We start from the raw sequence: 12,330 nt of genomic DNA, 5'->3' as shown, positions 1-12,330 counted from the left end.
GCTACCCCTCGCCCAGTAGCGCGAACCGGCCGTCGACCGTCCTGGTCACCAGGCCGTCGGCCAGCAGCGAATCCAGCGCGCGGTCGCGCTGCGCCGGATCGGTCAACCATGCCACGTCCAGCTCCGCCCGGGTGACCGGGGAATCGTTGGCGCGCAAGACATCCAGCAGCCGCCCGCGGACTTGGCGGTCGGTGCCGGCGTACGTCTGCGCCCGCCGGGCCGGCCCTTGCACGGGGGGACAGCCCGCCCCCCGCCACGCGCACCGGTCAAGCGGGCACAACCCGCATCGCGGGGCCCGCGCGGTGCACACGATCGCCCCCAGTTCCATCAGCGCGATCGAAAACTGCGGTGCCCGTTCGTCATCGGGCAGCAACGCGGCCACGTCGGCGTGGTCGCGAGCCGCTGACGGTGCACCGGCGTCGGCCAGGCCGTGCACCGCGCGCGCCACCACCCGCCGCACGTTGGTGTCCACCACCGGCACCGGGCGGCGGTAGGCGAAGCACGCGATCGCTCGCGCGGTGTAGCTGCCGACGCCGGGCAGCGTCATCAGGGCGTCGACGTCGTCGGGGACCACGTCGTCGTGGTCGCGGGCGATGACCGTCGCGCACTCGTGCAACCGCTTGGCGCGCCGCGGATAACCCAGCTTGCCCCAGGCGCGCAGCACGTCGGCGGCGCTGGCTGCGGCGGTGGCCGACGGGGTCGGCCAGCGTCGCACCCAGTCCGGCCAGATCGGCAGCACCCGCGCCACCGGCGTCTGTTGCAACATGAACTCGCTGACCAGGATCTGCCATGCCGTGACATCCGCGGCCCGCCAGGGCAAGTCGCGTCGCGACCGGTCGTACCAGTCGATGAGTTCTTTTGCTGGGATGTTCATCTGCTTGTGCGGCATGATGTGTGGCATGCCAAACACCAGCCCGGTAACCGCATGGAAAGCACTCAAAGAGGGTAACGACCGATTCGTTGCCGGCCAGCCGCAGCATCCCAGCCAAAGCGTCGACCACCGGGCCAGCCTGGCCGCGGGCCAGAAACCCACCGCGGTGGTGTTCGGCTGTTCGGACAGCCGCGTGGCCGCCGAACTGATCTTCGACCAGGGTCTGGGTGACATGTTCGTGGTTCGCACCGCCGGGCAGGTCATCGACTCGGCGGTGCTGGGCTCCATCGAGTTCGCGGTGACGGTGCTCGACGTGCCGCTCATCGTCATCCTCGGCCACGACAGCTGCGGCGCCGTCAAGGCGGCGCTGGCGGCGATCCAGGACGGTGCGATACCGGGCGGTTTCGTGCGCGACGTGGTGGAGCGGGTCGCGCCGTCGATCCTGATGGGGCGGCGCGACGGCCTGAGCCGGGTCGACGAATTCGAGGAGCGCCACGTCAAGGAGACGCTGGCGCAACTCATGGCGCGCTCTTCGGCCATCGCGGAGCGGGTGTCGGCGGGCACGCTGGGAATCGCCGGCGTGACCTATCACCTCGCCGACGGGCGCGCCGCGTTGGTCGACCACCTCGGTGATATCGGCGAATAACGGCCGCCTTTCTCACGGCCACTAACACGGCGGTCGGCTAGCAAACAGGGCGACACGCCGACGCGGGTCGAACAAATCCGCGTGACCTGGACCTACGGTGTGATCGTGCTGGATCTGGAACCGCGTGGCCCGCTACCTACCGAGATCTATTGGCGGCGCAGGGGCCTGGCCCTGGGCCTTGCGGTCGTCGTGATCGGGGTCGTGGCCGCCATCGTCGTTGCCTTCATGGGCAACAAGGCGGGCGCCAAGCCCGCCAGCGCCGACAAGCCCAACTCCGCCCAGAGCAAGCCCGCCGCGCCCCCGGGCCAGGCGCCGCCCCCGGGGCAGGAAGGCGTCACGCCGGTGCCGGCCCCGCAGGGGCAAAACCCCGAGTCGCCCACGCCCACCGCCGCGGTGCAGCCGCCGCCGGTGCTGAAGGAGGGCGATGACTGCCCCGATTCGACGCTGGCCGTCAAGGGCCTGACCAACGCGCCCCAGTACTTCATCGGCGACCAGCCGAAGTTCACCATGGTCGTCACCAATATCGGCCTGGTGTCCTGCAAACGCGACGTGGGCGCGGCGTCGCTCGCCGCCTACGTCTACTCGCTCGACAACAAGCGGCTGTGGTCCAACCTGGACTGCGCGCCCTCCAACGAGACGCTGATCAAGACCTTCACGCCGGGCGAGCAGGTGACGACGGCCGTAACCTGGACGGGCATGGGGTCGGCGCCGCACTGCCCGCTGCCGCGGCCGGCGATCGGGCCGGGCACCTACAACCTCGTCGTGCAGCTGGGCAACCTGCGCTCGCAGCCGGTTCCGTTCATCATGAACCAGCCGCCGCCGCCGCCGGGACCCGTACCGGGGCAGCCGGGTCAGCCGGCGCTCGCGCCGCCGCCGGAGGCTCCGCCGGGCGTCGCCCCGGGCCCCATTCCCGCGGGCTGACCGGCTTCAGGTGAGCGGATCGGCGATCGTCGATTCCGCCAGCTGTGACAATCCCTCTCGCACGTGGCGGGCCCACATCCCGCCGATGCCGTCCACCGACTCGAGGTCGTTAGCGCTGGCCGCCAGCAGGCCCTGCAGCGTTCCGAACGTCCGGACCAACAGGTCCACGTGCGCGAACTGCAGCCGGGGGATGCCGGCCATCGCGCGGTAGCCGCGCGGGCTGAGCGCCGAGTCCTGCGCCTCCGCCGTCGTCGGATATCCGAAAACCTTTGCCAGCGAGGTGAAGTCGAGCAGCTCGGTGTCCGACAGGGTGTCCAGCTCGTCCAAGGTGGCCGTGATCTGCGCTTCGGACAACGGTTCCGGGCTGGCGTGGTAGTCGCGCACGACCAGTTCGCGGGCGATGTCGTTGCCGCCCAACAATTCCTCGAGCTGCAGCCGCAACTGGCGGCCGTCGGTGCCCAGCTCGACGCAGTCGTAGTCGATCGCCAGGCCGATGCGCCGGACCAACTCCAGCCGCTGCACCACCGTCATCACGTCGCGCAGCGTGACGAAGTCCTCGATCTCCGCCCGCGACAGCTGCCGGCTGACCTCGTCGAGCCTCATCTTGTACCGCTCCAGGGTGGCGATGGCCTGGTTCGCCCGCGACAGGATGGTCGCGGAATCGGCCACGACGTGGCGCTCGCCGGCGACGTAGACGGTGACGATGTTCATCGAGTGGCTGACCGAGATCACCGGGTAGCCGGTCTGGATCGCGGCCCGCTCCGCGGACCGGTGGCGGGTACCCGATTCGTCGGTGGGTATCGACGGATCCGGGACGAGTTGGACGTTGGCGCGGACGATGCGGCCGCCGTCGGTGGACAGGATGACGGCGCCATCCATCTTGGACAGCTCGCGCAGCCGCGTCGGCGCGTACCGGACGTCGAGGGCGAAGCCGCCGTCGCAGATGGCCTCGACGTTCTCGTCGTTGCCGAGCACGATCAACGCGCCGGTGCGGCCGCGCAGGATGCGCTCCAGGCCGTCCCGCAGCCCGGTGCCGGGCGCAAGGCGGGCGACGGTCTCACGCAGTGTCGGACGGGTCACAGCCTGTCATTCTGCGGCCCCGCGGCGTTATGCGTCCAGCCATTGGGTCGTTCGGCGATGTCTTTCATGTGTTGCAGGGCCGCGACGATGGTCGGTGCGCGCAGTGCCCGCATCCCGCTCGGCACGATCTCGCGCCGCGGGTCGTCGCCGTCCGGGATGAGCGCGATGCTGAACCCCTGGCGCGCCGCTTCGGCCAGCCGCCGCTCCATCCCGGTGACGCGGCGCAGGTCGCCCGCGAGCCCCACTTCGCCGATCATGACCGCGGTGGTGGGCAGCGGCAGGTTCGTGTACGCCGAGGCCAGGGCGATCGCCACCGCCAGGTCCGCGGACGGATCGGTCAACCGCATGCCCCCCACGGTCGACAGGTAGACGTCGTTGACGGCGATGTTCAGCCGGGCGTGCTTTTCCAGCACAGCGGCGATCATCGCGGCGCGGGCGTGGTCGATGCCGCTGACCGCCCGGCGCGGCGAGCCGCCCGACGGGCTCGCCAGCAGCGCCTGCACCTCGCCGATCAGGGGCCGCTTTCCGTCCAGGGCCACCGTGATCGCGGTGCCCGCGACCGGGGCCGGCCGCTGATCCAGGAATAGGTGCGACGGGTCGCTGACGTCCTCGATCCCGTTGTCGTGCAGCATGAAACACCCGACCTCGTCGGCGGCGCCGAACCGGTTCTTGATCCCGCGGACCATCCGCAGCGAGCCGTTGCGGTCGCCCTCGAAGTGCAGCACCACGTCGACGAGGTGTTCCAGGGAGCGCGGTCCGGCGATGGCGCCGTCCTTGGTGACGTGGCCGACCAGGATCAGGGCGACGCCGGCGGCCTTCGCGGCGGCCGTCAGCGCCGCGGTCACCGCGCGCACCTGGGTGACCCCACCGGCCACGCCGTCCGCCTCGGTGGTGGACATGGTCTGCACCGAGTCGACGATGACCAGCGCCGGCCGGACCGTCGCGATGTGGTCGAGCACCGTGTGCAGGTCGGACTCGGCGGCGAGGTACACCTCGTCACCGCCGCAGTTGATGCGGTCGGCGCGCAGCCGGATCTGGCCGGCGGACTCCTCGCCGGAGATGTACAGCGCCCGGCTGCCCGCCTGGGCCCAGCGGTGGGCGACTTTGAGCAACAGCGTCGACTTGCCCACGCCGGGGTCGCCGGCCAGCAGCGTGACCGAGCCGGGGACCACCCCGCCGCCGAGCACCCGGTCCAGTTCGCCGACGCCGGTGGAGCGGTGCCGCGTGCTGTGCGCTGCTATCGAGCTGATGGGGACGGCCCGCGACGCCGTGGCCGCCGCCGCGCCCGCGCGACGCCCGGAGCCGCCGACGGCGGCCAGTACCGGCACCTCGTCGACGGTGCCCCAGGTGCCGCACTCCAGGCAGCGGCCCACCCACTTGGCGGTGACGTGTTGGCATTCGGAGCAGCGGTATTGCGAGCGCGGTTGTGCCACGTCATGACGGTATCGGGCGGGTGCGACAAGCCCGGTGTGACAGGCCGGGTCCGCCCCCGGTAAGCGCCCGCTCAGGCGGGTTGGGGCCCCACTCCGGCCGAAATCGGCACCATCACACTGGCCTGCCCGGCCTTCTCGAAGTTGAAGGTGAAGTTGTAGTTCAGGCCGTTGCTGATGGGCTTGGCCAGGGCGACGGTCGCCCTGACCGCGTTGTTGGGCTCGAGCGGACCCGGGGCCACGCTCTGGCCTTCGGGCTTGCCGATGAACAGCATCCCTGCGGCGGGCAGCCGGCCATCGCCATCGATCGTGACCGCGCCGATGTCGCTGGTGATGCTCACCAGCCGGTCCGCGACGTCCGGCGACTGGTTGACGGCGACCGCCACCAGGTCCACCGTCCGCCCCGGCTGCAGGAAGTCGCTCGTCTGCACGGCCTGCATGCGGATGTCGCGCAGCGCGACGTTGTTGATGGTGACCTTGTTGCCGTTGACGGCGGGCTCCTGGGTGGCCATCTGGGAGATCTGACCGGCCCCGCAACCGCTGAGCAGGGCGGCGACCAGGGCGACCAGACCGACGACGGTGAAGCGGTTCACTCAATGCCTCCTGCTCGGCTGACCACCATGTCCAGTGGTTCGACTATGCAACTATGCACAGTAGTAGGAAGGTGTTCGCGGCGGTAGCGCAGGGCGTCAGACCAGCGCGGCAAGGCCCCCGGTGGGGTGCTTGCTCGGGTGCAATTGGGGCGAGCGTAGTGTGACCCCTTGCACGTCTTCCTCCGCCTGTCAACCCCTAATCTGCACGCGTTGTGCCCCTGACCTGCATCGTTGTTCCGCAAGCCTTGGGCCGGCGTGTTAGACTGAAGTAACGAAAGGGGCTCGAATCAGATGATCTTCAAGGTCGGCGACACCGTTGTCTATCCACACCACGGTGCTGCGTTAGTCGAGGCGATCGAAACCCGCACCATCAAAGGGGAACAAAAAGAGTATCTCGTCTTGAAAGTCGCGCAGGGAGACCTGACCGTTCGAGTGCCCGCGGAAAACGCCGAGTACGTCGGTGTCCGCGACGTCGTCGGGCAGGAGGGCCTCGACAAGGTGTTCCAGGTGTTGCGCGCGCCCCACACCGAAGAGCCGACCAACTGGTCCCGCCGCTACAAGGCGAACCTGGAAAAGCTCGCCTCCGGCGACGTCAACAAAGTGGCCGAGGTCGTGCGCGACCTGTGGCGCCGTGACCAGGAGCGGGGCCTGTCCGCCGGCGAGAAGCGCATGCTGGCCAAGGCCCGTCAGATTCTTGTCGGTGAGTTGGCGCTGGCCGAGAGCACTGACGACGCCAAGGCGGAGACCATCCTCGACGAGGTTCTGGCCGCCGCTTCCTGAAGGCCCTGAGGTTCGGTGGTTACGCAGACCGGCACCTCGGGCAAAGTCATTGCGGTCGTTCCGGCCGCGGGTTCGGGCGAGCGGCTGGGCGCCGGCGTCCCGAAAGCATTCTGTGAGCTCGACGGCCGCATCCTGCTGGAGTGCGCCGTCGCGGGCCTGCTGCAGTCGGGGGTCGTCGACCACGTCGTGGTGGCGGTCCCCGCCGACCGCATCGACCAGGCCGAGCGACTCCTGGGCGAGCGGGCGACCGTCGTCGCCGGCGGGGCGGACCGCGTGGAATCGGTGCGCCTGGCCCTGTCCGCCCTGCCGGGCAGCCCGGCGTTCGTGCTGGTCCACGACGCCGCTCGGGCGTTGACCCCGCCCGGGCTGATCGTGCGGGTCGTCGACGCGCTGCGGTCGGGTTACGGCGCCGTCGTGCCCGCGCTGCCCCTGTCTGACACCATCAAGGCCGTGGACGCCAACGGCGTGGTCCTGGGCACACCGGAGCGGGCCGGCCTGCGGGCGGTGCAGACGCCGCAAGGCTTCGCCACCGACCTGCTGTTGCGGGCCTATGCACGGGCGGGCACCGCCGCTTTCACGGACGACGCGTCGCTTGTCGAGCATGTCGGCGGCCAGGTGCAAGTGATCGAGGGCGACCCGCTGGCGTTCAAGATCACCACGCAGCTCGACCTGGTGCTGGCCCGAGCGATCGTGCGCCGGTGAGCGAGCCGCTTCGGATTCCACGGGTCGGGCTGGGCACCGACGTGCATCCGATCCAGGCGGGGCGCCCGTGCTGGCTGCTGGGGCTGCTGTTTCCCGGCGCCGACGGCTGTGCGGGCCACTCCGACGGTGACGTGGGGGCGCACGCGCTGTGTGACGCGCTGCTGTCGGCGGCCGGGCTGGGCGATATCGGCACCGTGTTCGGCGTCGACGACCCCCGTTGGGCGGGCGTCAGCGGCGCCGACATGCTGCGCCACGTCATCGGCCTGGTTTCGGGGCAGGGATACCGGGTCGGCAACGCGGCCGTCCAAGTGATCGGCAACCGGCCGAAGGTGGGTCCGCGCCGCGCGGAGGCGCAGCGGGTCCTGTCCGATCTGCTGGGGGCGCCGGTGTCGGTGTCCGCGACGACCACCGACGGCCTGGGCCTGACCGGGCGGGGCGAGGGATTGGCCGCCATCGCCACGGCGCTGGTGTTCGCGACCGGCTAGCGCCGCGGGTTGCGGTAATTGGGCAGGTAAGCTGGCACGTCGTGACCGATCGCGCCCGCCTGCGGCTACATGACACGGCAGCCGGTGCCGTGCGTGACTTCGTTCCGCTGCGCGACGGGCATGTATCCATCTACCTGTGCGGCGCCACGGTGCAGGGCCTGCCGCACATCGGGCACGTCCGCAGCGGGGTGGCCTTCGATATCCTGCGCCGCTGGTTGATCGCCCGCGGCTACGACGTCGCGTTCATCCGCAATGTCACCGATATCGAGGACAAGATCCTGGCCAAGGCCGCCGCGGCCGGCCGGCCGTGGTGGGAATGGGCGGCCACCTACGAGCGCGCCTTTTCCGCCGCCTACGACGCCCTGGACGTCATGCCGCCGTCGGCCGAGCCGCGAGCCACCGGGCATATCACCCAGATGGTCGAATTGATGGAGCGCCTGATCGAAACCGGCCACGCGTACGCCTCGGCCGGCGACGTCTACTTCGACGTGCTCAGCTACCCGGAGTACGGCCAGCTGTCCGGGCACAAGATCGACGACGTGCACCAGGGTGAGGGTGCGGCGACCGGCAAGCGCGACCAGCGCGACTTCACGCTGTGGAAGGGCGAAAAGCCCGGCGAGCCGTCGTGGCCCTCGCCGTGGGGCCGCGGACGTCCGGGTTGGCACCTGGAATGCTCGGCGATGGCCCGCACCTACCTGGGTCCGGAATTCGACATTCATTGCGGCGGAATGGACCTGGTCTTTCCGCATCACGAGAACGAGATCGCCCAGAGCCGCGCCGCCGGGGATGGATTTGCCCGCTATTGGCTGCACAACGGCTGGGTGACCATGGGCGGCGAGAAGATGAGCAAGTCGCTGGGCAACGTGCTCGCCATCCCGGCGATGCTGCAGCGCGTGCGCCCCGCAGAACTGCGCTACTACCTGGGCAGCGCCCATTACCGCTCGATGCTGGAATTCTCCGAAACGGCCCTGCAGGACGCGGTCAAGGCCTATGTGGGGGTGGAGGAGTTCCTGCACCGCGTGCGCAGCCGGGCCGGTGCCGTCGAGCCGGGGGAGTGGACGCCGAAGTTCGCCGAGGCGCTCGACGACGACCTGGCGGTCCCGGCCGCGCTGGCCGAGATTCACCACGCCCGCGCGGAGGGGAATCGGGCGCTCGACGCCGGCGACCACGAGGGCGCGCTGANCGACGACCTGGACGGCGCCGACCCGCTGGTGGTGGTCGTCGGCTCGGAGGGCAAGGGCCTGTCGCGGTTGGTGCGGCAGACCTGCGACGAGGTGGTGTCGATTCCGATGGCGGGTCGCACCGAATCGCTGAACGCCTCGGTGGCCGCCGGGGTGGTGCTTGCCGAGATCGCCCGTCAGCGGCGGCACTAGTTGACAGCCCGCCTCGTCGCTGCGCTGCTGGGGCTGGGGCTGCTCGTTGCGTCGCCGGCTTCGGCCCAACCGGCCGAATTCGACTTGCAGGCCCATCGCGGCGGAAGCGGGGAAACCACCGAGGAATCCCTGCGGGCATTCGCCAAGTCGCTCGAATTGGGCGTCAGCACACTCGAACTCGATATCGGCATCACCCGGGACGGGCAGCCCCTGGTGTGGCACGACCCGACGATCGACGCGGCGAAGTGCGCCGATACGGCGCCCGCATTTGCGGGCGACCCGGCGTATCCCTACGTCGGCAAGCTCGTGCACGACCTCACGCTCGTCCAGATCCGCACGCTCGACTGTGGCAAGCGCCTCGCCGAGTTCCCCGATGCCGAAGTCGTGCGCGGCAACAAGATCGCGACGTTGCCCGACGTCTTCGCGCTCACCGACTCCTACCACGCCGGGGTGCGCTTCAACATCGAGACCAAGGTCGAGGCCGACAAGCCGGACGCCTCGGCCGGGCCCCAGGAGTTCGTCGACGCGATACTGGCGGCGGTCAGGTCGGCGGGCAAGGTCGACCGGGTGGAAATCCAAAGTTTCGACTGGCGAACGCTTCCCATGGTGCACCGGGCGGAGGCGTCGATCCCCTTGGTGGCCCTGTACAACGAGCAGACGTGGGCGCCGGGTTCGCCGTGGCTGGCCGGTGAAAACCCCGCGCTTGTCGGCGATCCGCTGCTCGGCGCGCTGCTGGTGGGCGCGAGCATGGTCTCGCCCGACTACACGCTGGTGACCGGCAAGCCCTACGTCGATCGCGCGCATGCGTTGGGGCTCAGGGTCATTCCGTGGACCGTCAATGACGCCGCCGCCATGCGCGAGCAGATCGGGTACGGCGTCGACGGCATCATCACCGACTTCCCGACGCTCGCGCGCGCCGTCATGGCCGGCCTCGGCATCCCGCTGCCGCCTGCCTACCGCCGCGGCTAGCGCGTTACGGCAAAGGGTCGGTCGGACCCAGAACTGCCAAGTCTGTTTGCTCAACGTCCAAAATGTGGCCCATGCACCGCTAACGCACCGATATAGTCGCCAGGTGATCAGCGGCGACCCGCTGGCCGGGCGTGACAGCGAATTAGGGATCATTCGCCGCGTCCTGAGCGGGGCTGGCAAGCACTCCGGCGTGGTGATCGCCGGAGCTCCCGGTGTGGGCAAGACCAGGCTGGCTCGCGAAGTGCTGCGCCGCGCCGAGGCGTCCGGCGAGCGGACGAAGTGGATCGTCGGCACCGAATCGGCGTGTGCGCTGCCGCTGGGGGCGTTCATCGGCGCGCTCGGCGAGGCGCTGTCGGACCCGCTGGCGAACGTGCGCAGGGTGATCGACTCGTTCGTCGCGCAACAACGCAAGGCTCGCGTGCTGCTCGGGGTCGACGACGCCCACCTGCTGGACGGGTTGTCCGCCCTGGTCGTTCACCAGCTGGCGCAGTCGGGTGGCGCCCGGCTGGTCGTCACCATGCGGACCGGCGGTGAGGAACCGGACGCGGTCACGGCGTTGTGGAAGGACGGGCTGCTGGCCCGCCTCGATCTCGAACCGCTCTCGGCCGCGGCGACGCGCGAACTCATCGAAAGCACGCTCGGCGGTCCGGTCGATGCCCGCAGCGCGAACCGGTTTCGCAAGCTGACCGGGGGCAACACCCTGTTCCTGCGGCAACTGCTCAGTGATCAGATCGCGGCCGGGCGGATGCGGCAATTGGCCGGGGTCTGGATGTGGGACGGTGACGTCGCGGTCTCGGCGACCCTGTCCGACACCATCGCGCGCCAGATGGGGCGGCTCGGCCCCGGAGTGGCACTCGTGGTCGACACGCTGTCGCAGTGCGAGCCGTTGGCCGTTGACGTGCTGTGCGATGTGGTGCGCCGTCCGGACCTGGCGGCCGCCGAGAGCATGGGCCTGGTGAATGTCGAGCGCACCGGCGCCAGCCTGATGGCCCGGCTGGCGCACCCGCTGTTCGGTGAGCTGCGCCGCGCGAGCGCCGGCGAGATGTATCTGTCGGGAATCCGGGGGAGGCTGGCGACGCGGCTGGCAGAAGACGGCGACGCCGACATGCAGGCCACCGTGCGACGTGCGCTGCTGAGGATCGAGTCGGACCTCGATCCCGATCCCGAGCTGTACCTGGAGTCGGCGCGGCATGCCATGACGCTGCTCGATCTGGATCTGGCCGACCGGTTCGCCGCGGCGGCCACCAAAGCCGGAGCGCCCGGAGCCGCCGGGGTGCGGGCGATGAACCTGGTGCTGCTCGGACGCGGCGAGGAGGCCGAGACGGCGCTGCGCGACATGGCCGGCACCGGCCTGGCAGACGGCCATCACTGGGCGACGGTGCGGGCGGCCAACCTGATCTGGATCCTCGGCAAGCCGCAAGTCGCGGCGGCGATCCTGGAAGATCTCGCCGCCGGCACGGAGACCCCGACGCAGGCGGCGGAGCGTCTGGCCGTGCAGGCCTGCCTGGACGCGGTGTCCGCGCGCTGCGAGCTCGCGGCCCAAAATTCGCGGGCCGCATTGAGTTTCGACGCCCTGCCGGGCTTTCACGCGATGATGGCGTCGCTCGCGCTGATCATGGCGATGGGGGCGCTGGGGGAGGTCGATGAGCTCGCGAGCGTGGCCGAGCAGGCGCTGCGGCGTGCGACGACGTCGTTCCAGGCCTCCCACATGCGATTCTGGTTCGGAGCGGTGTACGGTCGCGCCTGCCGGTTGACTGGGCGCATCGACGAATTCGTCAGCACGGCAACGCAACTGGCCGACTCGGCCCGAGACATACCCGGCCTCGCCTATGCGAATCTGGCCCTGCTGTTGGGCAACGCCGAACTGGTTCGCGGCGCCGCCGCCGACGCGGCCCGGCTGGTGCACGAGGCGCTTGCCGGAGCCGAAAGACACGCCGTCACAACGGGTTTGCGGGCGGCAAGCTACTTCGCGCTGGCCGAGGCGCACGCCAAGCTCGGGCAGGCCACCGAGGCGAACGACGCCGTCACCGGGGCCCGGGCCTGTGTGTCGCCCGACTTCTTGTTCATGCACACCGCCCTCTCGCTGGCCGACGGGTGGGCGATGGCGGCGAGCGGTCGTTTGAGCGAGGCCGTGGCGAGCGCCCGGCAGGCGGCGCGGCTTGCCCGCGACCGCGGCCAGCCCACCCACGAGCTGGCCTGCATACAGGCCGCGGCGCAATGGGGCGACGCCTCGCAGGCCGCGCGGGCCCGGGAGCTGGCCAAGGCGTTGTCGCTGCCGCTGGCCGACGCCGTCGCGCTGCATGCGCAGAGCCTGCTCGCCGGGGACGGCGAGGGCTTGTTGGCCGCGTCGGCGGCCTACCGGCGGATCGGCGATCTGGCCGCGGCCGCCGATACCGCGGCGCAGGCTTCCGTCGCCTTCGACGAGCGCCAGCACCATCGCCGCGGGCTGTATGCCGCGGCGTTGGCCAAGGAACTGGCCG

12 protein-coding genes are annotated in these 12,330 nt (G+C 70.3%); 8 read left to right on the top strand and 4 right to left on the bottom strand.

Going from position 1 to position 12,330, the window contains the following annotated elements; translation table 11 throughout:
• Position 1 precedes the first annotated feature (1 nt).
• Entirely contained in the window at positions 2-901 is a 900-nt protein-coding gene (locus BN4348_RS52695; RefSeq protein ID WP_066916488.1) for an HhH-GPD family protein, read from the bottom strand.
• On the opposite strand from BN4348_RS52695, the gene BN4348_RS52690 reads away from it, so the two are divergent.
• Both BN4348_RS52690 and BN4348_RS52685 read left to right on the top strand, forming a co-directional pair.
• The gene (locus BN4348_RS52690) at positions 900-1,517 is read left to right on the top strand and encodes a carbonic anhydrase (RefSeq protein WP_066916486.1); all 618 of its coding nucleotides are present in this window, start codon (positions 900-902) and stop codon (positions 1,515-1,517) included. The genes BN4348_RS52695 and BN4348_RS52690 overlap by 2 nt on opposite strands.
• Positions 1,518-1,622: 105 nt before the next feature.
• Entirely contained in the window at positions 1,623-2,438 is an 816-nt protein-coding gene (locus BN4348_RS52685) for a hypothetical protein (RefSeq protein WP_096866317.1), read from the top strand.
• Between the two features lie 6 nt (positions 2,439-2,444).
• Here BN4348_RS52685 and disA read toward each other — a convergent pair whose 3' ends face one another.
• The 3 genes from disA to BN4348_RS52670 form a co-directional block, all read right to left on the bottom strand.
• Positions 2,445-3,518 (bottom strand): DNA integrity scanning diadenylate cyclase DisA, encoded by a 1,074-nt coding sequence (disA, locus tag BN4348_RS52680; protein WP_066916482.1) that lies wholly within the window; start codon positions 3,516-3,518, stop codon positions 2,445-2,447.
• Entirely contained in the window at positions 3,515-4,951 is a 1,437-nt protein-coding gene (radA, locus tag BN4348_RS52675; RefSeq protein ID WP_066916480.1) for a DNA repair protein RadA, read from the bottom strand. The genes disA and radA overlap by 4 nt, the downstream gene beginning before the upstream one ends.
• 71 nt (positions 4,952-5,022) lie before the next feature.
• Positions 5,023-5,541 (bottom strand): hypothetical protein, encoded by a 519-nt coding sequence (locus BN4348_RS52670; protein WP_066916478.1) that lies wholly within the window; start codon positions 5,539-5,541, stop codon positions 5,023-5,025.
• A gap of 291 nt (positions 5,542-5,832) precedes the next feature.
• On the opposite strand from BN4348_RS52670, the gene carD reads away from it, so the two are divergent.
• The 6 genes from carD to BN4348_RS61850 all read left to right on the top strand — a co-directional run.
• Complete coding sequence (gene carD / locus BN4348_RS52665; protein ID WP_003419482.1) at positions 5,833-6,321, top strand: RNA polymerase-binding transcription factor CarD; 489 nt, start codon at positions 5,833-5,835, stop codon at positions 6,319-6,321.
• A gap of 15 nt (positions 6,322-6,336) precedes the next feature.
• Positions 6,337-7,023 carry a 2-C-methyl-D-erythritol 4-phosphate cytidylyltransferase gene (gene ispD / locus BN4348_RS52660; protein WP_066916476.1) on the top strand — a complete coding sequence of 229 codons (687 nt, stop codon included), beginning with the start codon at positions 6,337-6,339 and terminating at the stop codon, positions 7,021-7,023.
• Entirely contained in the window at positions 7,020-7,508 is a 489-nt protein-coding gene (gene ispF / locus BN4348_RS52655) for a 2-C-methyl-D-erythritol 2,4-cyclodiphosphate synthase (protein ID WP_066916474.1), read from the top strand. The genes ispD and ispF overlap by 4 nt, the downstream gene beginning before the upstream one ends.
• A gap of 41 nt (positions 7,509-7,549) precedes the next feature.
• Positions 7,550-8,881 (top strand): cysteine--tRNA ligase, encoded by a 1,332-nt coding sequence (cysS, locus tag BN4348_RS52650; RefSeq protein ID WP_084454510.1) that lies wholly within the window; start codon positions 7,550-7,552, stop codon positions 8,879-8,881.
• A complete protein-coding gene (locus BN4348_RS52645; RefSeq protein ID WP_066916472.1) occupies positions 8,882-9,850 on the top strand; it encodes a glycerophosphodiester phosphodiesterase in 969 nt (322 codons plus the stop codon). It abuts the gene before it with no gap.
• A 103-nt stretch (positions 9,851-9,953) separates the two neighbouring features.
• A partial coding sequence (locus BN4348_RS61850) for an AAA family ATPase (RefSeq protein ID WP_066916470.1) occupies positions 9,954-12,330 on the top strand: 2,377 nt, incomplete at its 3' end.

It is taken from the genome of Mycobacterium interjectum, assembly GCF_900078675.2.
Classification (GTDB): Bacteria; Actinomycetota; Actinomycetes; order Mycobacteriales; family Mycobacteriaceae; genus Mycobacterium; species Mycobacterium interjectum.
This window is presented reverse-complemented; position numbering and strand designations above follow the sequence as displayed.

Bases quoted from the DNA above. Each gene is read 5' to 3' on its own strand.
- BN4348_RS52695 (WP_066916488.1), bottom strand. From the start codon at position 901: ATGCCACACATCATGCCGCACAAGCAGATGAACATCCCAGCAAAAGAA.
- carD (WP_003419482.1), top strand. From the start codon at position 5,833: ATGATCTTCAAGGTCGGCGACACCGTTGTCTATCCACACCACGGTGCT.
- BN4348_RS52690 (WP_066916486.1), top strand. From the start codon at position 900: ATGCCAAACACCAGCCCGGTAACCGCATGGAAAGCACTCAAAGAGGGT.